Origin of the sequence: Streptomyces sp. NPDC056738, assembly GCF_042790435.1 — a bacterium.
In the GTDB taxonomy this organism is placed as follows: Bacteria; Actinomycetota; Actinomycetes; order Streptomycetales; family Streptomycetaceae; genus Streptomyces.
Genome location: NZ_JBHTZF010000001.1, coordinates 860,751 through 884,772, shown reverse-complemented (window position 1 = coordinate 884,772; position 24,022 = coordinate 860,751). Strand labels below are relative to the sequence as shown.

The 24,022-nt window shown below is 71.9% G+C and carries 28 protein-coding genes and 1 pseudogene; 16 read left to right on the top strand and 13 right to left on the bottom strand.

Annotation, left to right across the window (positions count from 1 at the left end; translation table 11 throughout):
* Window positions 1-68: 68 nt before the first annotated feature.
* Entirely contained in the window at window positions 69-860 is a 792-nt protein-coding gene (locus ACFRIC_RS03720; protein ID WP_382778844.1) for an SDR family NAD(P)-dependent oxidoreductase, read from the bottom strand.
* Between the two features lie 674 nt (window positions 861-1,534).
* Between ACFRIC_RS03720 and ACFRIC_RS03715 the strand changes: the two genes are divergently transcribed.
* From ACFRIC_RS03715 to ACFRIC_RS03705, 3 genes and pseudogenes are all read left to right on the top strand, one after another.
* On the top strand, window positions 1,535-1,930 hold the full coding sequence (locus ACFRIC_RS03715; protein WP_382778843.1) for an ATP-binding protein: 396 nt from the start codon (window positions 1,535-1,537) through the stop codon (window positions 1,928-1,930).
* Window positions 1,931-2,235: 305 nt separating this feature from the next.
* Window positions 2,236-2,751 carry a hypothetical protein gene (locus tag ACFRIC_RS03710; RefSeq protein WP_382778842.1) on the top strand — a complete coding sequence of 172 codons (516 nt, stop codon included), beginning with the start codon at window positions 2,236-2,238 and terminating at the stop codon, window positions 2,749-2,751.
* Between the two features lie 82 nt (window positions 2,752-2,833).
* Window positions 2,834-3,671 (top strand): annotated as a pseudogene (locus ACFRIC_RS03705) (hypothetical protein).
* An 8-nt stretch (window positions 3,672-3,679) separates the two neighbouring features.
* On the opposite strand, the gene ACFRIC_RS03700 reads toward ACFRIC_RS03705, so the two are convergent.
* Window positions 3,680-4,222 (bottom strand): hypothetical protein, encoded by a 543-nt coding sequence (locus ACFRIC_RS03700; protein ID WP_382778841.1) that lies wholly within the window; start codon window positions 4,220-4,222, stop codon window positions 3,680-3,682.
* Between the two features lie 497 nt (window positions 4,223-4,719).
* On the opposite strand from ACFRIC_RS03700, the gene ACFRIC_RS03695 reads away from it, so the two are divergent.
* Entirely contained in the window at window positions 4,720-5,370 is a 651-nt protein-coding gene (locus tag ACFRIC_RS03695; RefSeq protein ID WP_382778840.1) for a DUF4360 domain-containing protein, read from the top strand.
* Window positions 5,371-5,456: 86 nt separating this feature from the next.
* Here the strand turns inward: ACFRIC_RS03695 and ACFRIC_RS03690 are convergent, their stop codons facing one another.
* The gene (locus ACFRIC_RS03690) at window positions 5,457-5,663 is read right to left on the bottom strand and encodes a hypothetical protein (RefSeq protein ID WP_382778839.1); all 207 of its coding nucleotides are present in this window, start codon (window positions 5,661-5,663) and stop codon (window positions 5,457-5,459) included.
* 196 nt (window positions 5,664-5,859) lie between these two features.
* Here ACFRIC_RS03690 and ACFRIC_RS03685 point away from each other — a divergent pair, with 196 nt between their 5' ends.
* The 5 genes from ACFRIC_RS03685 to ACFRIC_RS03665 all read left to right on the top strand — a co-directional run bounded on the left by ACFRIC_RS03685 (window position 5,860) and on the right by ACFRIC_RS03665 (window position 10,530).
* A complete protein-coding gene (locus tag ACFRIC_RS03685; protein WP_382778838.1) occupies window positions 5,860-6,096 on the top strand; it encodes a chaplin in 237 nt (78 codons plus the stop codon).
* Window positions 6,097-6,373: 277 nt separating this feature from the next.
* Window positions 6,374-7,252 (top strand): hypothetical protein, encoded by an 879-nt coding sequence (locus ACFRIC_RS03680; RefSeq protein WP_382778837.1) that lies wholly within the window; start codon window positions 6,374-6,376, stop codon window positions 7,250-7,252.
* A gap of 129 nt (window positions 7,253-7,381) precedes the next feature.
* Window positions 7,382-7,633: a hypothetical protein gene (locus ACFRIC_RS03675; RefSeq protein ID WP_382778836.1), complete on the top strand. Its 252-nt coding sequence runs from the start codon at window positions 7,382-7,384 to the stop codon at window positions 7,631-7,633.
* Between the two features lie 11 nt (window positions 7,634-7,644).
* Window positions 7,645-8,835, top strand: a complete 1,191-nt coding sequence (locus ACFRIC_RS03670) for an SPFH domain-containing protein (RefSeq protein ID WP_382778835.1) — start codon at window positions 7,645-7,647, stop codon at window positions 8,833-8,835.
* Window positions 8,836-9,054: 219 nt separating this feature from the next.
* The gene (locus tag ACFRIC_RS03665; protein WP_382778834.1) at window positions 9,055-10,530 is read left to right on the top strand and encodes an FAD-binding protein; all 1,476 of its coding nucleotides are present in this window, start codon (window positions 9,055-9,057) and stop codon (window positions 10,528-10,530) included.
* Window positions 10,531-10,573: 43 nt separating this feature from the next.
* On the opposite strand, the gene ACFRIC_RS03660 is transcribed toward ACFRIC_RS03665, so the two are convergent.
* The 3 genes from ACFRIC_RS03660 to ACFRIC_RS03650 form a co-directional block, all read right to left on the bottom strand.
* Window positions 10,574-11,521, bottom strand: a complete 948-nt coding sequence (locus tag ACFRIC_RS03660; protein WP_382778833.1) for a TauD/TfdA dioxygenase family protein — start codon at window positions 11,519-11,521, stop codon at window positions 10,574-10,576.
* A 321-nt stretch (window positions 11,522-11,842) separates the two neighbouring features.
* On the bottom strand, window positions 11,843-12,310 hold the full coding sequence (locus tag ACFRIC_RS03655; protein ID WP_382778832.1) for a peroxiredoxin: 468 nt from the start codon (window positions 12,308-12,310) through the stop codon (window positions 11,843-11,845).
* A complete protein-coding gene (locus tag ACFRIC_RS03650) occupies window positions 12,307-12,687 on the bottom strand; it encodes a DoxX family protein (RefSeq protein ID WP_382778831.1) in 381 nt (126 codons plus the stop codon). Before ACFRIC_RS03650 ends, ACFRIC_RS03655 begins: the two co-directional genes overlap by 4 nt.
* Before the next feature lie 279 nt (window positions 12,688-12,966).
* On the opposite strand from ACFRIC_RS03650, the gene ACFRIC_RS03645 reads away from it, so the two are divergent.
* Complete coding sequence (locus ACFRIC_RS03645) at window positions 12,967-13,422, top strand: ATP-binding protein (RefSeq protein ID WP_382778830.1); 456 nt, start codon at window positions 12,967-12,969, stop codon at window positions 13,420-13,422.
* Between the two features lie 205 nt (window positions 13,423-13,627).
* Here the strand turns inward: ACFRIC_RS03645 and ACFRIC_RS03640 are convergent, their stop codons facing one another.
* The 4 genes from ACFRIC_RS03640 to ACFRIC_RS03625 form a co-directional block, all read right to left on the bottom strand.
* Window positions 13,628-14,035: a hypothetical protein gene (locus ACFRIC_RS03640; protein ID WP_382778907.1), complete on the bottom strand. Its 408-nt coding sequence runs from the start codon at window positions 14,033-14,035 to the stop codon at window positions 13,628-13,630.
* A gap of 174 nt (window positions 14,036-14,209) precedes the next feature.
* A complete protein-coding gene (locus tag ACFRIC_RS03635) occupies window positions 14,210-14,530 on the bottom strand; it encodes a hypothetical protein (RefSeq protein WP_382778829.1) in 321 nt (106 codons plus the stop codon).
* Window positions 14,531-14,640: 110 nt separating this feature from the next.
* Window positions 14,641-15,075 carry an ATP-binding protein gene (locus tag ACFRIC_RS03630; RefSeq protein ID WP_382778828.1) on the bottom strand — a complete coding sequence of 145 codons (435 nt, stop codon included), beginning with the start codon at window positions 15,073-15,075 and terminating at the stop codon, window positions 14,641-14,643.
* 130 nt (window positions 15,076-15,205) lie between these two features.
* A complete protein-coding gene (locus ACFRIC_RS03625) occupies window positions 15,206-15,466 on the bottom strand; it encodes a WhiB family transcriptional regulator (protein WP_355775907.1) in 261 nt (86 codons plus the stop codon).
* A 223-nt stretch (window positions 15,467-15,689) separates the two neighbouring features.
* Between ACFRIC_RS03625 and ACFRIC_RS03620 the strand changes: the two genes are divergently transcribed.
* Window positions 15,690-16,394, top strand: coding sequence for a GAF and ANTAR domain-containing protein (locus ACFRIC_RS03620; protein ID WP_382778827.1), 705 nt, complete (start codon window positions 15,690-15,692; stop codon window positions 16,392-16,394).
* Window positions 16,395-16,487: 93 nt separating this feature from the next.
* On the opposite strand, the gene ACFRIC_RS03615 is transcribed toward ACFRIC_RS03620, so the two are convergent.
* On the bottom strand, window positions 16,488-17,702 hold the full coding sequence (locus ACFRIC_RS03615; protein ID WP_382778826.1) for a phosphatidylserine/phosphatidylglycerophosphate/cardiolipin synthase family protein: 1,215 nt from the start codon (window positions 17,700-17,702) through the stop codon (window positions 16,488-16,490).
* Between the two features lie 462 nt (window positions 17,703-18,164).
* On the opposite strand from ACFRIC_RS03615, the gene ACFRIC_RS03610 reads away from it, so the two are divergent.
* Window positions 18,165-18,575: an ATP-binding protein gene (locus tag ACFRIC_RS03610; RefSeq protein ID WP_382778825.1), complete on the top strand. Its 411-nt coding sequence runs from the start codon at window positions 18,165-18,167 to the stop codon at window positions 18,573-18,575.
* A gap of 212 nt (window positions 18,576-18,787) precedes the next feature.
* On the opposite strand, the gene ACFRIC_RS03605 is transcribed toward ACFRIC_RS03610, so the two are convergent.
* Complete coding sequence (locus tag ACFRIC_RS03605) at window positions 18,788-19,963, bottom strand: PP2C family protein-serine/threonine phosphatase (RefSeq protein WP_382778905.1); 1,176 nt, start codon at window positions 19,961-19,963, stop codon at window positions 18,788-18,790.
* Between the two features lie 148 nt (window positions 19,964-20,111).
* Between ACFRIC_RS03605 and ACFRIC_RS03600 the strand changes: the two genes are divergently transcribed.
* Window positions 20,112-20,543, top strand: coding sequence for a MarR family winged helix-turn-helix transcriptional regulator (locus tag ACFRIC_RS03600; protein ID WP_382778824.1), 432 nt, complete (start codon window positions 20,112-20,114; stop codon window positions 20,541-20,543).
* A gap of 96 nt (window positions 20,544-20,639) precedes the next feature.
* Here the strand turns inward: ACFRIC_RS03600 and ACFRIC_RS03595 are convergent, their stop codons facing one another.
* Window positions 20,640-21,017: an STAS domain-containing protein gene (locus ACFRIC_RS03595; RefSeq protein ID WP_382778823.1), complete on the bottom strand. Its 378-nt coding sequence runs from the start codon at window positions 21,015-21,017 to the stop codon at window positions 20,640-20,642.
* Window positions 21,018-21,269: 252 nt separating this feature from the next.
* Here ACFRIC_RS03595 and ACFRIC_RS03590 point away from each other — a divergent pair, with 252 nt between their 5' ends.
* From ACFRIC_RS03590 to ACFRIC_RS03580, 3 genes are all read left to right on the top strand, one after another.
* Window positions 21,270-21,731 (top strand): MarR family winged helix-turn-helix transcriptional regulator, encoded by a 462-nt coding sequence (locus tag ACFRIC_RS03590; protein ID WP_382778822.1) that lies wholly within the window; start codon window positions 21,270-21,272, stop codon window positions 21,729-21,731.
* 197 nt (window positions 21,732-21,928) lie between these two features.
* Window positions 21,929-22,708 carry an ABC transporter ATP-binding protein gene (locus tag ACFRIC_RS03585; RefSeq protein WP_382778902.1) on the top strand — a complete coding sequence of 260 codons (780 nt, stop codon included), beginning with the start codon at window positions 21,929-21,931 and terminating at the stop codon, window positions 22,706-22,708.
* Entirely contained in the window at window positions 22,668-23,528 is an 861-nt protein-coding gene (locus ACFRIC_RS03580; protein ID WP_382778821.1) for an ABC transporter permease, read from the top strand. The genes ACFRIC_RS03585 and ACFRIC_RS03580 overlap by 41 nt, the downstream gene beginning before the upstream one ends.
* The last annotated feature ends 494 nt before the right edge of the window (window positions 23,529-24,022 follow it).

Sequence of the window (24,022 nt, the reverse complement as noted above, 5' to 3'; positions counted from 1 at the left end):
GGCGACGGCGTTGGTGGGGCAGGGCGCGGCGCCGTGGCCGGGAGCGGGGCCACCGGACCTCGCGGAGGTCAGTACCCCGCGGGGGAGGGGGCGTTCTGGGCGCGGTCGACCGGGAGGTGCGCGCCGGAGATGCCGCTCGACCAGTCCGACAGCAGGAACGCCACGACCCGGGCGACCTCCTGCGGCGCGACCGGCGCCCCGCCCGGCAGCTCCGCCGCCACGAAGCGGGCGAACGCCTCGGGCTCCTCCCGGCGCATCCGGTCCCAGCGCCGGCCGGGGATGAGCATGGAACCGGGGGAGACCGCGTTCACCCGGATCCCGTCCGGCCCGAGCTCACGGGCCAGTGAGGCCGCGAGCTGGATCTGCGCGGACTTCGCGACCGAGTACTGCGCGGGCGGGCCCGGCTTCCAGCCGGAGATCGAGGAGATCACCACGACGGAGCCGCCGCCCGCCGCCCGCAGATGCGGGACCGCGGCCCGTACCAGCCGGGTCGCGTGACCGACGTTCACGGCCCAGGTCGCCGCCCAGTCCTCCGCGTCCGCCTCCTCGAAGGCGCCGCCGCGCGAACCGCCCGTGCAGGCCACCACGCCGTCCAGGCCCCCGAAGCGCTCCGCCGCTTCCGCGACGAACCCCTCCAGGTCCCCGGGCTCGGTGACGTCGAGCCGCCGGGTGAACAGGCCCGGGCCCAGCGAGGCGGTCAGCGTGTCCAGGTCCCGCGCGGTGCGCGCACAGGTGGCCACCCGTACGCCCTCGGCGGACAGCAGCCGCACGATCTGCTCGCCGAGCCCGCGCGTACCGCCGGTGACCAGCACCCGCTTGTCACGCAGTCCCGCACGGCCGGTGTCACCGTCAAGGGACACCGTCGCACCGCCCCCGCTTCCGTTCCTCACAAGATCGAACATACATCCCACGCCACTACGCCCGTGCAACCGGACAACCCGAATACCCCCTGGTCGCCCCGGCAGTCCCGCGTGTTGGCTGCACGGGCAGCCGCAGCGACAGCCGCCCCCCAGGCCGCACCGAAGGAGGACCGATGCCGGCATCCAGGGCACCGCGCCGCGAGCCGACGCCCGCACCGGTCCACGGCACCCCGGCTGCCGGGCACGAGACGCGGGCACCGGAGGAAGGGGTCCACCCCGCGGACGGCCAGTCCCTCCGGACCCACACCACCGAACGCCCCGCCCCTTCGGCGCCGACCGCACCGGCGGCCCCGGCGCCACGGACCCCGACCGCACCGCCGGTACGGTCCGCAGCCCCGGCCCCGGCCGATCTCGCACGATCCGAGCCCCCGGTACGGCCGGCGCCGCCCTCCTCTCCCGGGCCCACCGCCCCGACCGAACCTCCACGAGCGCTGGCCCGGGGCTCGGCCGAACCTGGACAGGGCGTGTCTCCGGCTCCGACCGAGCCCGTACGGGCCGAGTCCCCGGCCCCGGCCGATCACGTGCCGTCGGCGACCCCGTCCTCCGGGACCGGCGCATCGGAGACCGCCGCATCCGGCACCGCCCCCGCGAACCGGGTCCGAGGGACCCACCGGTTGCGGACCACCGTCCCGGCGCACCCCTCGCGGGTTCCCGGGGTGCGGGCCATGGTCGCCGAGTGCCTCACCCGTCTGCGGCTGCCGGCCCGGCGCGTCGACGACGCGGTGCTCGCGGCCGGGGAACTCTTCACCAACGCCCTCAGACACGGCAGCCCCGGCCGCGGCGACACCATCACCGTCGCGATCGAGTGCGACCCCCGCGAACTGCGGGTGTCCGTCGCCGACCGCTCGTCCGCCCTGCCCACGGCACGGACGGCGGGCGGGGCCGAGGAGTCGGGGCGCGGACTGACGATCATCGCCGCGCTGAGCGACGACTGGGGCGTCGCGCCGGCCGACCCGGGCACGACGGGAAAGAAGGTGTGGTTCTCGATGGCGCTTCAGACGGTGCCGTGAGGGCCGCTCCGAGGCGTCGGTCCACGGCCGCCGCGGTGCGCCCGGGAGGCCGGGACGCCGAGCCGACGGCCTCCCGCCCGCCGAGCCGATGCGGCGCCTGAGCGAGGACCTGTGAGGCGTCCGGGAAACGTGATGTGCAGCACGCCCGGAAATACCCCGTTCGGGTGGCGCGGAATGATTGTGGCTGGGCACGGCTTGATCACCGATCAAGAAAGGAAAAATTGCTGGCCACGGTAGGTGCGGCGCATTTGACACTTCGTTGAGGGCACAGATAGGAACAACTCTCTGAAGTGGAGAGGTGGACTGTGCGCGAGCCCAACGTGGTCGGGGACTGGCAGGAGTACGACGAGCAGGCCGGCCTGCGTGTTCGCGTTCATGGTGTGGAAAAGGCCGAGCCCCCGAAGGGGCGTGACGACGCCGCCGACGAACTCACCTACTTCCGGATCCGGGTGACCGTCGAGAACCGGGCGACCGAACATTTCGGCATCCACCTCGAAGACGGCCAGATCGATATCCGCGTCGGCGCCGACGGCGAGAGCGCCTTCCTCGACTGGCGGAACTCGCAGTTCATCGAGGGATACGACATCTATCCGCTGCGCCGGGCCACCGCGGTCCTGTTCGCGGCCGGTCCCGACGCCGTCCTCGACCGGATGGACATCCAGGTCCAGCTCAAGGTCGACGACGAGTGGACCGAGCGCTACCTGTGGGCGGGCGGCATCGAGAACGACACGCTCGTCGACGCGGCCGCGCGCCCCGACACGGCCCGGGACAGCCTCGCCTGCCAGGTGAGCAACTTCCTGCGACGCGAGGCGGACTCCTGAACCACCCGGTTCGCCACCAAACCACCTGAAAGGTGACGAGTCGGGCGAACACCGCATTCCGCCCCACGGCTAAGGTCGCCGGGTGAGTCGAACCGAAGCGCGCTCCGAAGGGGCGGGTCCCTTCACGACCCGGCTGACCTGGCGTCTCGTGGACGGTCGTGTCGCGGTCTGGGAATCCCGCCTGGCCCGCAAGCGCGGCGTGCTCACCGTGCGCGTCCCGGGGGAGGGGCGGGACCGCTCCCGGCGGGCGGACACCGTGTCGATCGCCCGGCTGCGGCGGCTGAACACGATCGCCGCGGCCGCGTTTCACGGTCGGCGGGCTGCTGTTCGCCCTCGGGGCCGGAGTCGCCCAGTTCGGCTCGGCGGGCCTGACGGGCACCTGGATCTACTTCGCCGGCGGCCTGTTCTTCAACACCGGGGGCTACGCCTCGCTGCTCCAGGCGGTGAACGCTCCCCGCCGCGACAGCGCGTCCGACACGCTGGCCGGGCGCCGCTGGCGGTGGTGGAGCTACGAGCCGGGCCGGATCGACTGGCTCAGCACGTTCCTGCTGTTCGTGGGAACGCTCGTGTTCGGCGTCAACCTGGTGGACTCGCTGCTGAAGGGGCTCTCGGTCCAGCAGACGGACCGGCTGATCTGGGCCCCCGACATGGTCGGCTGCGTCCTGTTCCTGGTCTCCGGTCACCTCGCCGTCGTCGAGGTCTGCCACGGGCGCCCGCGCGTGCTCGCCGGCGACCTGGGCTGGTGGATCGTCGCGGTCAACCAGTTCGGATCCGTGCTCTTCTTCGTCTCGGCGCTGGCCGCCTACACCCGGCCGGCCACCGGCAGTCTCGTGAACGTCGACATCGCCAACTGGGGCACGCTCGTGGGAGCGCTGTGCTTCTCGGCCGGAGGAGTCCTCCAGTTCTTCGAGCGGCCCTGAGGCTCCGGCTACCGATCGCTCGCCGGGTTGCCCTCCACCCACTGGATGAGGAGCTGCCGTACGTACGGATTGCCCTCCTGGGCGGCGTGCGCGAGCCGCTCCGCGCTCGCCCGTGCCGCCCGCCAGCACGCGGGGGTGTCCTCGGCGTTGGCCTGGTCCGCCGCGGCCAGCGCGTCGGCCGCCAGGAGCCGGAGGTCCTCGGACAGATCGTCGTCCGCGGCGGCCCGGTACGCCTCGAGGCGCAGGGCCGCGAGGGCCGACGGGGAGGGCGCGGGCTGCGAGGGCGGCTGGGCGTAGCCGCTCACCGCTATGACCACGCAGAAGGTGGCGACGTCGCGCCGGTTCTCCGACTGGCCCTTGGTGACGGCGGGCGCGAGCCAGCGGGGGGCCCGCCAGTGCGAGACGGCGGTGGCGACGAGGAGGGCGACGGCCAGCAACGCGAAGGGAATCCAGCCACCGAAGAACCAGCCGAGCGGCCCGAGGACCAGGAAACAGACGGCACTGCTCATCCATATCCGGCGGCGGCCGAGTCTCAGGTGTCGTGGATCCATGTGTCTCAGTGTCTCAGGGGCGCCCGGGGCGCGCTGAGGGGGCGGGTGATTCGCGCGGTCCCCTCGCCTTCCGGTCCGGCCGGGCCCGGGGCCGGGGTGTCCGGCCGCTTCCCGCGCCCTCGTGGCGGGCCCGCGTGGTGACGGCCGCCTCAGCCGGAACGTCCCGCGCCACGGCCCCGGGTGGCGTGAACCGCCGTGAACCGGCCGCGTGACCGCGGCGGCGGGTGTGAACGGCGCGTATCGAATGGCCGGAGATGGTCCTGTCCACGGCGAGCACCCGTACGTACGATTTCGTCGCTCCCGGTCTTCACAGCTCCTTCACAGCCGGGAGTCGGCCGCGTGTGCCCATTTGTCATGCGCATGCACATGTGAGCCGCGCTTGATCCAACGCACTGGTCCGCGACGGTTCCCCGTTCCCACGGGGTGCCGCACCCCCCATTCATGGCGGTACGCCCGTGGGCTGCCGCCGGAAAACCTACGCAACGGATTGGAGCACCATGGCCGGTGGCCTGTTCATGGGTGGCGCTATCGCCGCCCTGTTCGCCACAGCGCTTCCCCTGTCGAGCCCGTCCTCCGGTATCCAGGACCCGCCCCCGGACAAGATCGTCATCAGTGTCGCCACGGTCAACGGGTCCGGCTGTCCGCAGGGAACCGCGGCTGTCGCCGTCTCCCCGGACAACACCGCGTTCACCGTGACCTACAGCGACTACCTCGCCCAGGTCGGGGGCAACGCCGACCCCACCGCGTTCCGCAAGAACTGCCAGCTCAACCTGATCGTGCATGTTCCGCAGGGCTTCACCTATGCCATCGCGAGCGCCGACTACCGCGGCTTCGCCTCGCTCCAGCCGGGAGCCAGCAGCACGGAGAAGGCCTCGTACTACTTCCAGGGATCCCCGAACACGGCCTCCATCACCCACCCCTTCCGCGGCCCGTACGGCGACGACTGGCAGGCCACGGACACCACGGACTGGGCCCAACTGGTCTGGGCGCCCTGTGGTGTCCAGCGCAACTTCAACATCAACACCGAGCTCCGCGTCAACGCGGGCACCTCGACGCCCGGCAGCTCCAGCTTCATGACCATGGACTCGACGGACGGTGACATCAGCACCGTCTACCACCTGGCCTGGAAGGAGTGCCCCGGCGCCTGACCCGCCCTCGCCTCGGCAGGACCTCGGCCGGCTCCGCCGCATCGGAGCCGGCCGAGCGGGTCCACGGGTCGTCCGAGGGTGGCCCCCTAGGGCAGCAACTTGTCGACCGCCGCGGAGCCTTCGTCCTGGAGCTTTCGCTCGGCCCAGGCGAGGCTCTGCGGTGTGATGTCGCGACCCGCGGCGAGAACCAGGTCCTCGGCCGTCACCGGGCCCTCGGTCCCGGTGTGCAGCAGTGCGTCGGGGGTCGCCCTGTCTTCGGAGGGTGTGGACGTGTCGGACTGGCTCATCGGCATGGTCTCTCCCTGTTCCACCGGATCTGTATTCACGCTACGGGCATTCCGTACGCCCCGCGCGACACGCCGTGAGCCGGGCTTGATCCACGGGTGCCGTGCGGGGCGAACCCCCGTTCGGCTGCGCTGGAATGTCGGGTTTTGTTCGCGGAGGTGATGGTGGAGGAGCTCGCACCACTGCGAATGAACGGAGCTTGGAATGCGTATTCGTCTGATGGCCGCCGCCGGACTCGCCAGCGTCGCCCTGCTGGCCACCGCCGGGACCGCCGCCGCCGACCCCGGACCGGTGGTCGGTGCCGCGGCGAACAGTCCTGGAGTCCTGTCCGGCAACGTCATCCAGATCCCGGTAAACATCCCGGTCAACCTCTGTGGCAACACGGTCAACGTGCTGGCTCTGCTGAACCCGGCGGCGGCCAACAGCTGCTCCAACAGCTGACGGTCGGCGTCCGCGGGTCCGGGCTCTCGCTGCCCTGACCCGCTGTCCGGCCCGAGCCCGGCGGCACACTTCCTCCCGAGTGAGCCGCCGGGCTCGGCCGTGTCCGGGGGCGGGGAGCCGTGCCCGCCGAGGGGGGAGTCGCCCCCGGGTGAGGGGGAGGTCGGCGGCGCGTGGACCGGGGGGTGTCGTCCGTCGTCCATGTATTGGTCTGTACATGACCATCATGGCGGGCCAGACTGTGCGCCGACCGGACACCCCCCATCGAGGAGCCCCCTTCATGCGCATGCCCGCACGGCAACGTTGTCACGCGGTCCTGGCCGGCCTCGTCACCCTCACCACCGCCGCCGTCCTCTCCGTGGCGACCGTTGCGCCCGCCTCCGCCGCCGACACCTGGAACGAGGTGGGCTCGGACCGCGCCGACCCGCTGACCGAGAGCCAGGGCCTGACCTCCGTCGAGGTCCCGGCCGGCAGCCCGAACCACTACACGGGCATCGGCACGATCCCCGTGAGCGTGAGCAGCCGGGGCTGGAACCACGTCGGCGACCCGGACGCCTCGTACGACGGCCACTACGTCGAGCCCTACCAGTCCGACTCCGGCGGCGCGAAGATGTTCCGCGTGCAGGCACCGGGCGGCGCCTGGTCGGAATACGTGCACAAGCTGAGCGCCGGAGAGGCGCTGAACAACTCCTTCGTCGCCATCGCGCCGAGCGGCACGTGGATGGTGTCCGGCGAGTACGGCACGATGACCCGGCTCCTGGTGTTCCCGACCCCCGGCGTCAACCCGGCCACCACACCCTCGGCCGACCTTCCGCAGGCATCGACCGTCAACCTCGACCACGCCGTACGCGACGTACAGGGCTGCGACTTCGTCACGGCGACCCGGCTGCTCTGTTCGTCCGACGACCCCGCCGGAACGCTCTTCGGGACGACCAAACCGCTGCTCCAGATCGACCTGTCCGCCGAGCCCGGCTCGGCCGACGTCTCCGGACACGTCACCGCGCTGCGTCAGCTCCCGCTGCGCAGCTCCTGCTCGGGCACCTTCGAGGTGGAGGGCATCGACTACGACCGCCGCAGCTCCACCCTGCGCGTGATCGTGGTGTCCCCGGGATTCTGCGTGCTGACCGACAGCAAGACCTATCGCTTCACCAGGAGTTGAGCCCACACTTCAGAGGAAGCCCGGGCGCGTACACCCGGCCGTGCCGTCGACCGACGGGGGGCGTACGCGCCCGGAAAGGGCTGGGTCTAAGGTCAGAGGCAGATTCAGAGTGATGGGGGGTGGCCGTACATGGTGCAGGACGAGGCTGTGATCGGCTGCACGGGGGAACTGCTCATCGGCACCCGGGGGTCCGCCGGACCCGGCGAGGTCCTCGTGCGCGTGAGAGGCGGATCCGAGACCTTCCATGCCTGGTCTCGGGAGCCCCTGCCGAAAGGGGCGACCGTGCTGGTGATCGAGTCCAGAGGATGCCGTGAGGTCGACGTCATCACGTGGGCCGATCCACTGGACGCGCTCGACGGCGATGCCGTCGGCGGAGCTTGAGAAGGAGAAGCATGTTCGGTTATCGCGTACCCGCTCCCGACGAGGCGATGTTGATCTCGGGCGGCAGGCGGGGACTGGGGGGCGCGCCGTTCCGAGTGGTGACGGGGCACGGCAAGTTCGTCCTTCCCGTCTTCCGCAAGACCCGCTTTCTGACCCTGTCCATGTGCGAGGCGGAGGTCACCGAGACCTGTGTCACGAAGCAGGGCATCTCGCTGCACGTCCGCGCCGTGATCGCGTTCAAGGTCGGCAACGACACCGAGAGCATCATCAACGCGGGGCAGCGGTTCCTGTCCGACCAGGACCAGATGTCGATCCTGACGGGCCGGATCTTCGCGGGCCATCTGCGGTCCATCATCGGCTCGATGACGGTCGAGGAGATCGTCACCGAGCGGCAGAAGCTCGCCGCCGAGGTCCTCGACACCTCGAAGCTGGAGATGGCGAAGATCGGCCTCATCGTCGACTCGCTCCAGATCCAGTCGATCGACGACGGCGACACCGGATACATCGACGCGATGTCCGCGCCGCACAAGGCGGCCATCCAGCGCCAGGCCCAGATCGCCCAGGCGCAGGCCACGCAGGCCTCCGTCGAGGCGCAGCAGGTCGCGGCCCGTAACCAGGCCGAGTACGCCCGGCAGACGGCCATCGTGCAGGCGGAGTACTCGGCCGAGGTGGACCGCGCGCAGGCGATGGCCGCCCAGGCGGGTCCCCTCGCCCAGGCCCACGCCCAGCAGGAGGTCCTCGCCGCGCAGACCGAACTCGCGCAGCGCGCCGCCCAGTTGCGTCAGCAGCAGCTCGTCGCCGAGGTCGTCAAGCCGGCCGAGGCCGAGGCCGAGCGGATCAAGGTGCTCGCCATCGCCGACGCCGAGCGCATGAAGATCCAGGCCGAGGCGGCCGCCTCGCACGACCGGGTCGCGCTCGACCGGATGCTGATCGACCAACTGCCCCTGATCGTCAAGGAAGCGGCCGGCGGTCTCGCGGGCGCGAACGTCAACGTCCTCAACGGCGCCGACGGTCTCGGCGAGATAGCGGCCGGCCTGGTCGCCCAGGGGCTGACCATCCTCGACTCGGTCCGCCAGAACCTGGGCGGACAGAACTCCGAGAGCGGCGCCGCGAAGGCGAACGGCCCGCTGGAACTCCAGGGGTACCGCACTCCGGTCGACGTCGAGGGTGACGAGCCGAAGGGTGCCTCCTCGGCCGGCTGACCGTCGTCCGTCCTCGGTCCACCGCGTCCGCCGTCCCGTCCGGGGCGGCGGACGCTGCCGTTTCCCCGGACGGGGGCGCGACCGCTTCCCCGGGAGCGGCGGTGTCCCCGGGGCGGACGCACACTGGTCCGCGTTTGTATCAACCGGCCCGGATGTCCCTCAAGTCCCTTACACTCTGGCCCAGTTGATCTTTTGACGCGGCCGCCCCAGGAGGAGCGCATGCCCCGGACACCCTCGCGACGTACCGCAATCAAGGGCCTCGCCGCCTCCGGCGCCGCGGTCGTCGGGTTCGATCCCTTCACCCGGAGCTGGGCGGCCGGCACGACCGACACCACCCGCCGGCCGTTCGCGGGCCTCCCGCCGCTGGACGGCAGCGTGCACACCGACGACGCCTCGCTCACCGCGGACGCCGACGACTACGGCCACATCGTCCACCGGCGTCCCGCCGCGGTCCTGCGACCCGGCTCGGTCCGTGACATCGTCGCCATGGTCCGCTTCTGCGGCAAGCACGGCATCTCCGTCGCACCCCGCGGCCAGGGCCACGCCACCCAGGGACAGGCTCAGGTCGACGGCGGCCTGATCATCGAGACCACACCGCTCGCCTCCATCGGTCCGGTGGGACCGCGCAGCAGGACGGTCACCGTCGGCGCGGGAGCCCGCTGGAGCCAGGTCGCCCAGGCCACCCTCGCCCACGGACTCACCCCGCCCACCTTCACCGACTATCTCGAACTCTCCGTCGGCGGAACCCTGTCGGTCGGCGGCATCGGAGGCCAGACGCACCAGCGGGGCGCCCAGGTCGACAACGTGACCGAACTCCAGGTCGTCACCGGCGCGGGCGAACTCGTCCGCTGCTCCCCGACCCGCCACCGCGACCTGTTCGACGCCGTGCGCGCCGGACTCGGCCAGTGCGCGATCATCGTCGGCGCCACGCTGCGCCTGGTCCCCGCGCCCGAGACCGTACGGCACTACCTCCTGCCGTACGACGACCTGCGCACGTTCCTCGACGACCAGCGCCGGCTCGTCGAGGAGGGCCGATTCGACTACGTCGAGGGCCAGGTGACCTCCGACGCCGACGGGGCCTTCAACGGATACGTCCTCGAAGCGGTCGCCTACGGTCCGCCCGCCGGCCCCGCCCCCGACGACACCGTGCTGCTGCGCGGACTGCGGCACGACCCCGCGGGCGTCCAGGCGAGCGACCTCGGCTACTACGACTTCCTCGACCGGCTCGCGGCCTCGGTCGCCGCCCTCAAGGAGGCCGGACTGTGGGCCTTCGCCCACCCCTGGCTGAACCTGCTGCTGCCGGGCCGCTCGGCGGCGACGCTGGCCGAGTCCCTGCTGGCGGACCTCACCCCGGCCGACCTCGGGCCCGGCGTCGTCCTGCTGTACCCGGTGCTGCGCGAGAACCTGCACACCCCGCTCCTGCGCACCGCCGACGACCCGGTCTCCTATCTCCTGGCCGTCCTGCGCACGACCCCGCCCGAGGACACCGCGACCGTCGACCGGCTGCTGGCGGCCAACCGGTCCGCCTACGAGACCGTCCACGCGGCCGGCGGCACGCACTACCCGGTCGGCTCGGTCCCCTTCGACGCGGCCGACTGGCGCGAGCACTTCGGCCCCGCCTACCGGCGGCTGGCCTCCGCCCGGCACACGTACGACCCGCGCGGGATCCTGGTCCCCGGGCAGGGCGTCTTCTGACGGCGGCGGTCCCTCCGCGCTCCACCCCCGTCCCGGCCCGGGGTCACCAGCGGCCGGGTTCGCTGCCCACGATCGGCGTCGACGGCACACCGTCCACCCCCCTCGGGACATCACCGGCCAGCATCACCCGGTGCATGACCCGCGGGTGGTCGAGGTGGGCGGTGTCGCTCGGCGCCAGATGGATGGTCGCCCGGTTGTCCCAGAAGGCGACACTGCCCGGCTCCCACCGGAAGCGGACCGTGTACTCGGGCCGGGTCGCCTGCTCCAGCAGCATGTCGAGCAGCGCCCGGCTCTCCGGCCGGGACACCTGGAGGATCTGCTCGACGTAGTAGCCGTTGACGAACAGGACCCGCTCGCCCGTCTCCGGGTGCACCCGCACCAGCGGATGCTCGGTGGCGATCTGACGGTCCAGCAGATGTCGGACGTACGCGTCGTCGCCGGGCCGGCTCTGGTAGCCCACCCCGAGCCGGTGCTCGGCGCGCAGGGTGTCGACGAAGGAGCGCACGGGAGCCGACAGGCCCGCGTAGGCGGCGGCCAGGTTCGACCAGGTCGTGTCGCCGCCGTACGGGGGCACGGTCTCGGCGCGCAGCATCGTGGCGGCCGGGGGATCGACCCGGGCGCCGTGATCGCAGTGCCACCCGCGCAGCAGCGAGTGACGGCGCCTGCGCAGCCACTCCTCGTGCTCCATCCCGTAGCGCCCGCCCAGTTCGAGACGGTCGGCCGTCGTCTCGACCTCCGGGAACTCCCCGGGGGACACACTGCCCCGGGACCGGAGGCGGACCGGGGTTCCGAACCGGCGCGCGAAGGCGAGGTGCGAGGCGTGATCGAGGCGCTGGCCCCGGAAGAAGAGCACCTTCCAGCGCAGGAGGGCCGCTCTGATCGCGGCCACGGTCTCCTCCGTCTGCGGCTCCGCCAGGTCGACCCCCGTGATCTCGGCACCGATGTGTCCCGCCGCCGGCTTCACTTCGAGGGATGTGACCTGATCCGTCATGGGGCCTCCGTGATGCGTGGTGTCCGGCTCGTCGGCTCCAGCATGACCGCTCGGCCGGGCACCCGACAGGCCGCCTCGCGGGCGGTGGCGGCCAGCGGCCGGGGGAGGGCGGGTGTTCGCGCGATAGGGGGCGCACACGGGAGGCGCGCGGCGCGCACGGGGTGTGTCCGGTGTCCTCCACCTCACCGGGTCGCACTCCCTGTCGGCGGACACGGCCCGTGCCGAGAATGGGGCACAGTGAACGGGGCCCGCCCTCCATCCGCATAGGGGCGGGCCCCGTTCACTCCGTTCGGGACCGGGCGCGGTCGCGCCCCGGACCTCTCAGCCCTTGTGCTCGCGCAGCGCGGCGAGAGCGCGGTCCGCGTGGGCGCTCATGCGCAGTTCGCTGCGGACGACCTCCAGGACGGTCCGGTCGGCCGCGATGACGAAGGTGACCCGCTTGGTCGGGGCCAGCGAGAAGCCCCGCTTCACCCCGAACCGCTCCCGCACGGTTCCGTCGACGTCGGACAGCAGCGGGAAGCCGAGCGTGTGACGGTCGGCGAACTCCTGCTGCCGGTCGACCGCGTCACCGCTGATCCCCACCGGGCGCGCGCCGGCGGACGTGAACTCGGTGGCCAGATCGCGGAAGTGGCAGGCCTCGGCGGTGCAGCCGGCGGTGAGGGCCGCGGGATAGAAGAAGAGCACCACCGGCCCCTCGGCGAGCAGTTCGGACAGGCTCCGCATCGCACCGGTCTCGTCCGGCAGCGTGAAGTCCTCGACCTGGTCGCCGACGTTCACCTGAGATGTCATGACTGTCCCTTTCCGGACCGGGCGACTCCGCGCGCCCACAGTACGAGCGGCACCTGGAGCGGGAGCCGGGCGAGAGCCGCGGCCCTCAGCGGCGCGGGGCGCCCGCGCCAGTCGGCGGCCATCTTGACGTTGGCGGGGAAGACGCCGACGAAGAACGCGGCGGTGGCGAGCGCGGCGACCCGGCGTGTCCGGGGGAGTGCCACCCCGGCCGCCAGGGCGAGTTCGGCGGCGCCGCTCACGTACGTCCAGGTCCGTGGGGCTCCCGGCAGCGCGCGCGGGACGATGGCGTCGAACTGCCGTGGTGCGGCGAAGTGGGCGACGCCCGCGGTGGCCAGAAGGCCTGCGAGCAGCAAGGGCGATCGTTCGGGCCGTGGCACGGTTCCTCCTAGGGGGGCCTGCCCGCGGATATTACTGCAGGGTAAGTGCCCGCGGTACAGGCGGGACGTGACAGCCGCCTGGGCATCGGGTGGCGATCGCGGGCCGCCGCCCGGCCGGGGGAGCGAGGGGCCGGCGCCGCGACGTCCGGTGGATGCGCGAACGTCCAGGTTTGGGGACGCCATTCACGGTGAGCTGTAGAAGTGACCCGCCGCAGGGCCCGCCGTGCGTGTGCACGACGGGCCCTGCGGGATTTCGGCCGGGAACGGAGGAAACGAAGGATGTGCCGGCACGATCAGAGGTCCGCCACCGCGACGGTGGCCGGTGCCCGACAGGTGGTCTCGACGGCCCCCGGCAGTCCCGCCGACGTGCGGCAGGCGGTCAGGTACGCCCTCGCGGGCCGGCCCGGCGGCCTCACCCCGCACGACGAGGACGCCATCGGCGACGCCCTGCTCGTCGCCTCCGAACTGGTCACCAACGCGATGCTCCACGGAGGCGGGGTCACCGGGTTCGAGGTGATATCGACCGAGCGGGCGGTGCGGCTGTCCGTGAGCGACCGGAGCGATCAACTGCCCGTGGCGCGCGATCAGTTCGACGACATCGGCCGGATGCCGGTCGGCGGCCGTGGCTGGATGATCGTCTGCGCGCTGGCCAGTGACGTCGTGATCGCGAACCTGCGGACCGGAGGCAAGCGCATCACGGCCGAGGTGCCGCTGTCCGTCGGCGCACGGGCCTGAACGGTGTCGCCGACCGGCGCTGAACGGCGTGTTCGGCCGGAGTTGCGGCGCGGTCGGAGCCGCAGGGGCCGGGCGGTCGGTGAGCCGGAGGGGCATGGCAGGCCGGTGAGGCGGAGTGGGAGTGAGTGACCAGGCAGGCCGGTGAGCCCGGAGTGGGAGTGGCCGGGCAGGGCAGTGAGTCCTGGTGGCGGGGCAGGACCGCGCGTCAGGCCGTCAGGGCATGTCGAAAGGCGCCCGCGTCCTTGACCCCGCTCCGCCTGACTCCCTCGGTCCGCTCCGGTGCCTCGCTCCGCGCGGTGGCGTCGCTCCGCCTCGTGGCGGTCGTACGTGTCGGGGCCTGCACCGTGTACGTGGTCTTCGCGGGGTCGGCGAGCGGGTCGCCCAGCACGATCCGGCCCGCCGCGTGCAGCGCGTCGCACTCGCCCGTGGGCAGCGCCACGTAGCAACCGCCGCGCCCGGTCGCGGGGTCGAAGGGGAGCCAGTAGCCGTACCGACGGCGGCCGTTCGCGTGCACCGTGAGGCGGACGGGGAACCGCCGCTGGGTGATCAGCCGCAGGATCTCGGCGCCTTCGGGGCTGAGCGGGGATCGTGTACGGGGCAGCGGCCGCAGCATGGTCACCGGCCTCCGATCGGCGCTCGCGGCACGGCACGGAGGTGCGGGGTCGGCGTCATGTGCGGGCGGCCTTTCGACGGACGGACGGGATCACACGGTACGGACACGGATGTGGTGTTGTTCCGGCTGACCAGCATTGTTCCGTACGGGACTGACATCGTGGGTGAACAGTGCTCAGCCGCGTCGCACGGACGCCCGGGCGCGATGGGAACGGGCGGTCAGCTGGCCCTGGACGAAGGGGTCCGTGCCGGGGTCGTACTCCCCGGCGTGGTCGGCGAGGGCGTCGGTGATCCGCTCCCACTCCTCCACCTCCGTCCGCGCGTCGGATGCCGCGGCGTCGCCGGACGCGGCGTCCTCGGCCGCCTCCTTCGCGTCGTCGAGGGCCGCCTTCGCCCGGTGATGGTTCATCCCGGTGGCGGTACGGCGCACCCGGTCCCACACGGCGTGCTCCCGCTCGGACGGTTCCGGCTCGGACAGTTCCGGCTCTGGGCTCAACGCTCCACCTCGATCGTGCGACGGAACAGCTTCCTTCACCGGACCCGGGTGCCCCCCTCGCGCCGGACGACACCTCCGCTCCGGCACCCGCTGCCGCGGGCGCCGGTCCCTCACCAGGGCAGGAACGCGTGGACGTCCTTGCCGTCGGGCCGCACGATCACACTCACCTGGTCGCAGAGCGCGTGGACCAGATGCCAGCCGATGCCGCCCCCGCCCTGGGACGGGCGGAAGCGGCGCGGCGCGGGCGGGGTGGTGCTGGTGTCGTGGACCGTCACGTGCACACCGCCGATGGTGGGGCGCATCTGGAGCTCGAAGGGGCCGGGAGCGTACTGGATGGTGTTCGCCGCGAGTTCGGTGACCACCAGCAGGATGTCGTCCCAGTGCTCGGCCTCCGAGGGCGGCGTGGCCCGCGCGAGGGCGCGCAGATAGCCGTCCGCGGCCAGCCGCGCGTCGGTCACGTTGCGCAGCTCCCCGCCGAACGCGCTGGTGAGCGGTCCCAGTTCCGCGTACGACGACTTCCTGTTCCGGCTCGGATCGATCTCCATCGTGTCCTTCGTTCGGTTCGCGCCGGCGGAGATGCCTCTCGCCGCGTCGCGAACCGGTCGCCTGCTCCGAACCCGGCCCTGTGGTGCGGCCCGGTGCTGCCCCTTCTGCTGTCCACGCGGAGGTGTGCGTCTACGCGGAGGTGTTCTGGGAGCGCCGACGCGAGCGGCGACGTGCCAGCGCGCGCCGTTCCGCCTCGCTCGTACCACCCCAGACACCGACGGTCTGGCCCGTGTCCAGGGCCCAGCGCAGGCACTCCTCACGGACCGGGCAGCCCGCGCAGACCGCCTTCGCCTCCTGGATCTGGAGCACCGCGGGGCCGGTGCTCCCGATGGGGAAGAACAGATCGGGGTCGACGGTGCGGCAAGACGCGCCTTCGCGCCAGTTCTCCATGGGGAACCTCCTGATCGAATCGAGCGCCTTCTCCGGAATCCGGTCCCCTGTCGGGTCACCCTTGATCCGCCTGATGAAACAGGGGAGTCGTGCAAAGATCCCGTGGATACTGGAGCGGCGGCACGCGTCGGCCGCCGCGGCGGCCGCGTACCGGGGTGGCAAAATGGGATCCCGGGTGACGGCTGGTTTCGCTTCGACCTTCTCGATGATGAACGGATGGCCCATGGCGCAGGAGTCCGGCGAGGTCTGGGAGAAGTTTGCCGTTGCCCTGGCGGACATGGCACGGGACCTGCTGGCGCAGGACACGGTGCAGGCGACCCTGGACCGGATCGTGGAGCACGCCAAGGTGCTGATCAACGGCTGCGACGAGGGCGGCATCCTGACCGTCCGCCGCGGTGAGGTCAAGGCGCTGGCCGCGACCGGCGACGTCGTGCGCCGGGCGGACCGGATCCAGCAGGACCTCCAGGAAGGCCCGTGCTTCGACGCGGTGACCGAGCGGGAGCAGCTCTACGCCATCGAGGACCTGCGCCGGCCGCACGAGAAGTGGTCCCGCTTCGCACCCGAGCTGAGGAAGCTCGGCATGGGCAGCATGATGGGCTTCCTGCTGTTCACGGACGACGACGCGCTCGGCGCCCTCAACCTGTACTCGCGCCGGCCGAACATGTTCGACGAGTCGGCTCAGCGGGCCGGCTGGGTGCTGGCCTCGCACGCCGCGGTCGCCCTGTCCTCGGCCCGTACGCACCAGCAGCTCGGTGACGCCCTGGAGACCCGCCACGAGATCGGCGAGGCGATGGGCATCCTGATGGAGCGGCACGGCCTCGGCGAGGAGGAGGCCTTCGCGGTGCTGAAGAAGGCCTCCCAGGACCACAACATCAAACTGCGGGACATCGCCCGCAAGGTCTGCGAGACGGGCGAACGCCCCCGCTGACGGCCTCGGTGCTGTCCTCTTAGGGCCCGGTCGGACCCGGTCGGGGGGCGGGTCCGGTTGCCCCGGTCAGGCCCAGGCCGGGTCCGGCAGGGCTCAGAGGAAGCGGCGCAGGGGGACGACGGCCAGCTCCTTGAGGCGCTGCACCGGCGACCTGTGCCCCCAGCGCTTCGGTTCGATGCCCACGGCGTTCTGGCGGTCCTCGTCGAAGTCCCGGTCGAGGGTCGCGGTGAACGCCTCGTCGAGGACGGCCAGCATGACCTCCTCGTCGTGCTCCATCGAGCGGCGGTTGAAGTTGGTGCTGCCGATGAGGGAGGCGACCCCGTCCACCGTCATGATCTTGGTGTGGAGCATGGTCGGCTGGTACTGGCGTATCTCGACGCCGGCGGCCAGCAGCGCGCCGTAGTGGTTCTGGCCGGCGAGCTGACAGGCCCGCTGGTCGGTGTACGGACCGGGCAGCAGGATCTCCACCCGGACACCGCGCCGGGCCGTCGCGCACAGCAGGTCCACGAAGTAGGTGTCCGGGGCGAAGTAGGCGGTCGCGAGCCGGAAGCGTTCCTCGGCCGAGGTGAGCATCACCCGGATGAGGGTCTGCATGTCCTGCCAGCCGAAGCTGGCGGAGCCCCGTACCACCTGCACGGTCGCGGTACCCGGCTGGCCGTGCCCGGTGAAGCGGTCCCGGTCGTCGAAGAGCTCGTCGTGGCACTCCGCCCAGTTCTGCGCGAAGGCCGCGGCGATGCCGTCCACGGCCGGGCCCCGCACCTTGACGTGGGTGTCCCGCCACTCGGCGGGACCGCGGGCGTCCCCGCACCACTCCTCGGCGATGCCCACGCCGCCGGTGAAGGCCGTGTGCTCGTCCACGACGAGTGCCTTGCGGTGACAGCGGTGGTTCTGCTTCAGGGGGGAGAGCCACAGCGGCTTGCGGAACCACGCGACCTGCACGCCGGCGGCGGACATGGACCGCAGCAGGTCCCCCTCGATCCGCTTCGCGCCGAAGCCGTCCAGCAGGAGCCGGACCCTGACACCCGCCCGCGCCCGGTCGGCCAGCGCGGCGGCGAAGTCGCGGGCGATCTGCCCGCGCCAATAGACGAAGGTCATCATGTCGATGGTGTGCTCGGCGGAGCGGACCGCGTCGAGCATGGCGGCGAAGATACGGTCGCCGTTGCGCAGGGGGACCAGCTCGTTCCCCTCGGTGGCGGCGATGCCGATCAGCCGTTCCAGACGTCTGCGGAACCGCTGTTTGCGGCGCTCGACGTCCGCGGGGTCCACCGTTCCGTCACCCGCTGCTCGTGCCGCGATGGTCTGGGACATCCGCCGTCTCCTGTTGTCCGTGGCGCATCCGCCTGTCCATGACGCGTACCGCGTCCCTCTTCGTCGCCCCGGGCGGGCGTGGAGCAGTGCTGGGGTGGTGGCCCTGCCGGCCCCTTCCCGGCGAGGGTCACCACCCCAGCCGCTCGACCGTGGCGGTCTCGGGGTCGCCCGGCCCCTTGCGACCGCCACGGGAGCGAGTCACCGAACCGCCCGTGGGCGTCGGGGACGCGTGCCTAGTGCCCCCGATCCGCGGCCGCAGTCCCCCCGACCCGGGATTCCGGCCGCCGGTGGAATCCCGGCGCGGCGGGGCGCCTGTGGGTGCGGTGTGAAGGTGGGGGTACCCGTGACATGCGCCGCGAAGGTCCGGGAAGAAGGGGAGACAGCCCGCCCGGCACTTCGATCCGCACGGAGTGGCGCCGCCGCGCGGCGAACGGGCGGGAAGTGTGGCAAGGAGGCGAAGGCATGACCACCGTCGAACCGTCCTGCGAACTCGGTCCCGGTCTCGGCGCGAGGCTGGACAGGGATCCGCAGGCCGCCGTGCACGCCCGAGGGATGGTCCGCACGTTCCTGGGCGGCCTGCCGCGCTCCGTACCGCGCGAGGCCGCCGAGGCCGTCCTGCTCGTGGTCTCGGAGCTCGTGACCAACGTGGTGCGGCACGCGCGCGGCCGGCTGTGCAGCCTGGACCTGAGCGACACGGGCGACGGGGTGCGCATCTCGGTCTCCGACGACGATCCCGAGCCGCCGCGGCCCAGGCGCCTCGACCTGACCGGACAGGGCGGCTTCGGCTGGCCGCTGGTGCGCCGGCTGTCCTCCGAACTGACCGTGCTGTCCCGCCCCGACGGGAAGACGGTCCTCGCGGTCGTGAGCTTCTGACGACTGCCGCGAGGCCGGGGCCCCGTGCGGCGCCCGGCCGCCCGAACAGCCGGGTTCGCCGGCACTCGGCACCCGGCCCCCGAACCTCGGGCTCTTCAGCCTCTGGCGCAGGCCCCCGAACCGTCGGGCTCTTCAGCCCCTGGCGCAGGCCCCGAACCCTCGGGCTCTTCAGCCCCTGGCGCAGGCCCCCGAACCGTCGGGTTCCCCGGCACTCAGCCCTCGGCGGCCGCCGGGCCGTGCCAGTCGAGGCAGACCACGAGTGCGTCGTCCTCCGGTCCGGGCCTGCCCCGGTGGCCGGTCAGTTCCCTCAGGACGGCGCGGGGCACCTCCGGCGCGGGCAGCAGCCGGGTGGAGTTGATCGCCATCGCCAGGGCCTTCTCCCCGTACTTCTCCCCGCCCGGCCCCGCGACCGCGTGGACGCCGTCGCTGACGAAGAGGAGCCGGTCCCCGGGCTCCACCCGGAACTCCTGCACGAGGTAGTCGGTCTCCTCGAACATGCCGAGGGGCAACTGGGCCTCGAAGTCGACACGTTCGACGGTCCGGCCGCGCAGCCGCAGCATCTGGGGCGAACCCGCGTCGATGACCCGCATCCGGCCGGTGGACAGCTCGAAGTCGAGCATGAGCACGGACAGATAGCGCTCACCGCGGTACTGGGCGTAGATCGCCTGGTCGGCCAGGGCCGCCTGGTCCTGGAGCGGGATGCCGGCCCGGCGCGCGTTGCGCAGGGCGTTGATGCCGAGATTGGTGAGCAGCGACGCCTCGATGCCCTCGCCCATCCCGTTCGTGACGTAGAGGGACAGCCGTTCGGCGTCGGCCGACCAGTCGAAGTTGTCGCCGAAGATCGCGTACGCCGGTTCGAGCTGGGCGCCGAGTTCGTACTCGCGCCGGGAGCAGGAGCGGCCGGGCAGCAGTTGCCACTGCATCTCCGCGGCCAGGGTCAGCCGGTCCTTGCGGCGCGCCTGGAGATACAGGTCGGTGTCGCGTTCGGCCACGAGCACCTCGTGACCGAGGACCTCCGCGACGTCCGCGAGCTCGGCGAGCGTCCGCGCGTCGCAGGCGGCGGAGGGCAGGACGACCGACAGGACGCCGAGCCGGTCACCGCGCACCGTCACCGGGAGATGTGCCCGTACGAGCCCGCCGTCCGGTTCCTCGGTGAAGGGTTCCTGGGCGCCGAAGGCCCGGCCCTCGGGGCTGGTGTGCACGGGGATGGGTTCCAGGGTGTGCGGAAGCACCGAGACGGGCTGCAGCACGGTGAGCCCGTAGTCGGCCATGAAGAGCTCGACGGAATCGGCCGCGTAGTGAGCGCACAGCACCTCGCGGACGGCGTCCAGCAGCTTGTGGGGTGCCGCGGTGCGCACGGCACGCTCCGCGGCCACGAATCTGTTCATGATCTCCGGCATGCCCATCTCTTCAGTGTTGATATCCACCATTTGGTTCCTGATGTCGGACCGACGAGCTGACAGTGCCCCAGAAGACTGCGAGAGTTGGACGGTGACTTCCTCAGGCCCGCGTCCGCACCGCAGTGAGGTGGCTCGCGTGACCGCCGAGTCGTCCGAGCTGCTGGAGATCCTCTGGGGCCGGGCCTCGACGGCCCCGGTCTCCGCCTCCCAGTTGCGGGTGCTGTTCATCCTGGAACACGACGAGGGCATCAACCTGCGGACCCTGGCCGACGCGCTCGGCTCCACCGCCCCCTCGACCAGCAGACTCTGCGACCGGCTTCAGGCCGTGGGGTTCGTCGAACGGGCACCGAGCGCCACCAGCCGCCGCGAGCTGCGGCTGTTCCTGAGCCCCCAGGGCCGGACCTTCCTCGCCGAGCTGCGCGCACGGCGGGAGGAGGTGCTGGAAGCGGTCCTCGCGCAGATGCCGGCCGCCGGGCGGGCGGCGCTCGCGGAGGGGCTGGCGGCCTTCTGCGCGGCCGCGGCGACGCAACTTCACGAGGCCGGCACCACGGAGGCCCGCACGGCCTAGGGCCTGTCCGTGAAGTCGCGTCGTCCGCCCGGAGCGCGGGCCCGGCGACGCCTGACACGCCTCAGGTCCCGCCCCCCAGGTCCCGCCCGGTAGGCCCTAGTGCCGGGCCGTCCCCTCCCCGATCTGCACCAGCGCGGCGTCCACGTCCTTCACCGACGGTATGGCGAGGCTGACGCCCGTGAGATCCAGGACGCGCTGGACGGCCGGGGCCGGGGACACGAGGCGCAGGCCCCCTCCCGCACGTCCGGCGGCGTCGTGCGCCTTGAGCAGGGCGTTGATGCCCGAGGAGTCCATGAACGGGACGGCGGACAGGTCGAGCAGCACGTGCCGCCGGCCGCCGCGTATCTGGTCGGCCAGGCGGTGGTGCAGTTCGGGGGCTGTCTCCACGTCCAGTTCCCCGGCGACGGTGACCAGCGCGATTCCTTCGCCGTACACGGTCGCCTCGATGGACACAGGAGCCTCTTCGGCCGGCACGGTTACCTCCACATGGGAACTTCGACCCGTCGGATCCACCCGGCGCTGGGGTACGCCGGCGAGCAGGTCAACGGTTACCCCCCGGATCGAGGTGCACACCTTCGGTTTTCGCCGCCGGAATCGCATCGGCGCACACCCTCGGGAGTTCGCCGCCGGGGCCGGGGCCGGGGCCGGGGCCGGGGCCGGGGCCCGGGTCGGGGTCTTGACCCTCCCTTTCCCGAATTACCTCTGACACAGAGGTAATCTCGGAGAGTGAAGTCGGAGTCGGAGAGTTTCCCCGAGACCTTGGCGGACGCCCTGGCCGGGCTGCAGCGGCTGATCAGACGGCGACTGCGCCGCGGCACGGCCGGACCGAGCCTGCGCGGCGCCGAGGTCGATCTGCTGCGGCTGGTCGTCGACCGGCCCGGCATAGGGGTGTCGGAGGCGGCCAAAGAGCTCTACCTGGCGGGCAATTCGGTCTCCACGCTGGTCAACAGGCTGGTCGCGGACGGCTATCTGATCCGCGAGACGGACCCGGCCGACCGGCGCGCCGCCCGGCTGCTGTCCACACCGGCGGCCGACGCCCGGCTGCGCGACTGGCGGCAGCGGCGCGCGGTGCTCGTCCGCACACAGGTGGAGCGCCTCGACGCGGCCGATCGCGCCGCGCTGGAGGCCGCCCTTCCGGCCCTGCGCAAACTGGCGGCGAACCTGCACGAGGAGGCCGAGGAGACATGAGACGGCACAGGAGCGGACACGCGGAATCCGCACAGCCGGCGGACCCGGAGCCCCCTCGCGACGAGGCGGACCCGGTCGGCGACCTGACCGGAGCGGCCCGGACACCGCTCCCGGCGACCGCGGTCGACGCCGAGGCCGGCGAGGGACCGGCCCCGGACGCCGTGTCCTGTGCCGGACTCGTCTACGCCTTCGGCGAGATGACCGCCGTCGACGGTCTCGACCTCGCCGTCCGTGACGGTGAGGTGTTCGGACTGCTCGGGCCGAACGGCGCCGGCAAGACGACGGCGCTCCGGTGCATCACCACCCTGCTGCCGGTCCCGGCCGGGAAGGTCCGTGTCTTCGGGCACGACGCCACCCGTGAACGCATGGCCGTACGACGCCTGTTGGGCTACGTCCCGCAGCAACTGTCCGCCGACTCCGGACTCACCGGGCGTGAGAACGTCTCCCTGTTCGCCCGCGTCTTCGACGTGTCCCGGCGTGAACGGGCGGCCCGTGTCGCCCAGGCGCTCGAAGCGGTCGGCCTCGCCGACGTGGCCGACCGGCTCGCCAAGACGTACTCCGGGGGCATGGTCCGCCGCCTCGAACTCGCCCAGGCGCTGGTCAGCGCACCGCGCCTGCTGATCCTGGACGAGCCGACCATCGGCCTCGACCCGATCGCCCGTACCAGCGTGTGGGAGCACATCAACGCCGTACGGGCCGCCACCGGGATGACCGTCCTCGTGACGACCCACTACATGGACGAGGCCGACCAGTACTGCGACCGCGTCGCGCTGATGCACCGCGGACGTGTCCGCGCGCTCGGCACCCCGCGGCAGCTCAGGGCGGGCCTCGGCGAGCGCCGCGGCATCACCGGCGACGCCGAACCTCCCACGCTCGAAGACGTCTTCCGCGACGTCGCCGGCAGTGGACTCGACGACCGATCAGGAGACTTCAGCGATGTCCGAAGCACCCGCCGTACCGCTTCCCGCGTCGGCTGAACGCGTCCGCCCCGGGAACCTCGACCTGCTCGTGACCCCGCCGCGGGCGCGTACGGGCTGGCGCGTGCTGCCCGCCCGGGTCGCCGCGATGTGCGCGGTGGAGCTCCAGAAACTCCGCCACGACCGCACCGAGCTGTACACCCGGGCGATCCAGCCGGCCCTGTGGCTGCTGATCTTCGGCGAGACCTTCACCCGGATCCACGCGATCCCGACCGGCGGAATCCCCTACCTGGACTATCTGGCGCCCGGCATCATCGCCCAGTCCGCCATGTTCATCGCCATCTTCTACGGCATCATGATCATCTGGGAGCGGGACGCGGGGATCCTCACCAAACTCCTGGTCACGCCCACACCCCGCTCCGCGCTCATCACCGGCAAGGCGTTCGCGGCCGGGGTGAAGGCGCTGATCCAGGCCGTGGTGGTCGTCGTCATCGCCGCGCTGCTCGGGGTGGCGATGACCTGGAACCCGCTGCGGCTGTTCGGAGTGGCCGTCGCCGTCGTGCTCGGTTCGGCGTTCTTCTCCTGCCTGTCGATGACGATCGCGGGCATCGTGCTCACCCGGGACCGGCTGATGGGCATCGGACAGGCCATCACCATGCCGCTGTTCTTCGGCTCCAACGCCCTCTACCCGGTGGCGGTCATGCCCGGCTGGCTCCAGGCCGTCAGTCTGGTCAACCCGCTCAGCTACCAAGTCGACGCCCTGCGCGGCCTGTTGCTCGGCACCCCCGCGCACCTGCCGCTCGACTACGGCGTCCTGGCCGTGGCCGCGGCCCTCGGCGTCCTGTCGGCGTCGTCACTGCTGGGCCGCCTGGCCAGGTGAGACGGCGATCCGGGCTCCCGCCCAGGGGGCGCCGGCCGAGGCCGTCAGCAACGGCCGGGTCAGGTGGATCGCAAGCTGTCTTGCAGTCCCCGGGCCCTTTGCAACACCACGCCCGCGTCGGCCAGTCGTCAGCAATCCGGCGTCAGCCGACTACGCCGGTCGGTTTCCGCTGCGCTCTTCGAGATGCACGACGAATGGATCGCCTTACCTCGCCGCCACCTCCCCGAAGCCGATTTGGGTGATATCTTCCATAAACTCTCTTTTGGTTCCTCCGCGCTACCCGACGCGCCCCAATGCAACGGCCGGTTGATCCCCAACGCGATGACGAGGGTTACTGCCTGGCGGATGCGAGTTCCCGGCCGAGTGGCACTCGCTTCGGTATCCTCCCGTGCAGGTCGTCGGAGGTCATTTACCCAGAGATTGCTGGGCAGTTGACCTCGGGGTTTCGTGGTAGCGTCCTGGTTCGGAGGGACAGTGCAACCTGAAAGGGAAAT

Bases quoted from the DNA above. Each gene is read 5' to 3' on its own strand.
- ACFRIC_RS03700 (WP_382778841.1), bottom strand. From the start codon at position 4,222: ATGGATCCACGACACCTGAGACTCGGCCGCCGCCGGATATGGATGAGC.
- ACFRIC_RS03695 (WP_382778840.1), top strand. From the start codon at position 4,720: ATGGCCGGTGGCCTGTTCATGGGTGGCGCTATCGCCGCCCTGTTCGCC.
- ACFRIC_RS03690 (WP_382778839.1), bottom strand. From the start codon at position 5,663: ATGCCGATGAGCCAGTCCGACACGTCCACACCCTCCGAAGACAGGGCG.
- ACFRIC_RS03685 (WP_382778838.1), top strand. From the start codon at position 5,860: ATGCGTATTCGTCTGATGGCCGCCGCCGGACTCGCCAGCGTCGCCCTG.
- ACFRIC_RS03680 (WP_382778837.1), top strand. From the start codon at position 6,374: ATGCGCATGCCCGCACGGCAACGTTGTCACGCGGTCCTGGCCGGCCTC.
- ACFRIC_RS03675 (WP_382778836.1), top strand. From the start codon at position 7,382: ATGGTGCAGGACGAGGCTGTGATCGGCTGCACGGGGGAACTGCTCATC.
- ACFRIC_RS03670 (WP_382778835.1), top strand. From the start codon at position 7,645: ATGTTCGGTTATCGCGTACCCGCTCCCGACGAGGCGATGTTGATCTCG.
- ACFRIC_RS03665 (WP_382778834.1), top strand. From the start codon at position 9,055: ATGCCCCGGACACCCTCGCGACGTACCGCAATCAAGGGCCTCGCCGCC.
- ACFRIC_RS03660 (WP_382778833.1), bottom strand. From the start codon at position 11,521: ATGACGGATCAGGTCACATCCCTCGAAGTGAAGCCGGCGGCGGGACAC.
- ACFRIC_RS03655 (WP_382778832.1), bottom strand. From the start codon at position 12,310: ATGACATCTCAGGTGAACGTCGGCGACCAGGTCGAGGACTTCACGCTG.
- ACFRIC_RS03645 (WP_382778830.1), top strand. From the start codon at position 12,967: ATGTGCCGGCACGATCAGAGGTCCGCCACCGCGACGGTGGCCGGTGCC.
- ACFRIC_RS03640 (WP_382778907.1), bottom strand. From the start codon at position 14,035: ATGCTGCGGCCGCTGCCCCGTACACGATCCCCGCTCAGCCCCGAAGGC.
- ACFRIC_RS03630 (WP_382778828.1), bottom strand. From the start codon at position 15,075: ATGGAGATCGATCCGAGCCGGAACAGGAAGTCGTCGTACGCGGAACTG.
- ACFRIC_RS03625 (WP_355775907.1), bottom strand. From the start codon at position 15,466: ATGGAGAACTGGCGCGAAGGCGCGTCTTGCCGCACCGTCGACCCCGAT.
- ACFRIC_RS03620 (WP_382778827.1), top strand. From the start codon at position 15,690: ATGGCGCAGGAGTCCGGCGAGGTCTGGGAGAAGTTTGCCGTTGCCCTG.
- ACFRIC_RS03615 (WP_382778826.1), bottom strand. From the start codon at position 17,702: ATGTCCCAGACCATCGCGGCACGAGCAGCGGGTGACGGAACGGTGGAC.
- ACFRIC_RS03610 (WP_382778825.1), top strand. From the start codon at position 18,165: ATGACCACCGTCGAACCGTCCTGCGAACTCGGTCCCGGTCTCGGCGCG.
- ACFRIC_RS03605 (WP_382778905.1), bottom strand. From the start codon at position 19,963: ATGAACAGATTCGTGGCCGCGGAGCGTGCCGTGCGCACCGCGGCACCC.
- ACFRIC_RS03585 (WP_382778902.1), top strand. From the start codon at position 21,929: ATGACCGCCGTCGACGGTCTCGACCTCGCCGTCCGTGACGGTGAGGTG.
- ACFRIC_RS03580 (WP_382778821.1), top strand. From the start codon at position 22,668: ATGTCCGAAGCACCCGCCGTACCGCTTCCCGCGTCGGCTGAACGCGTC.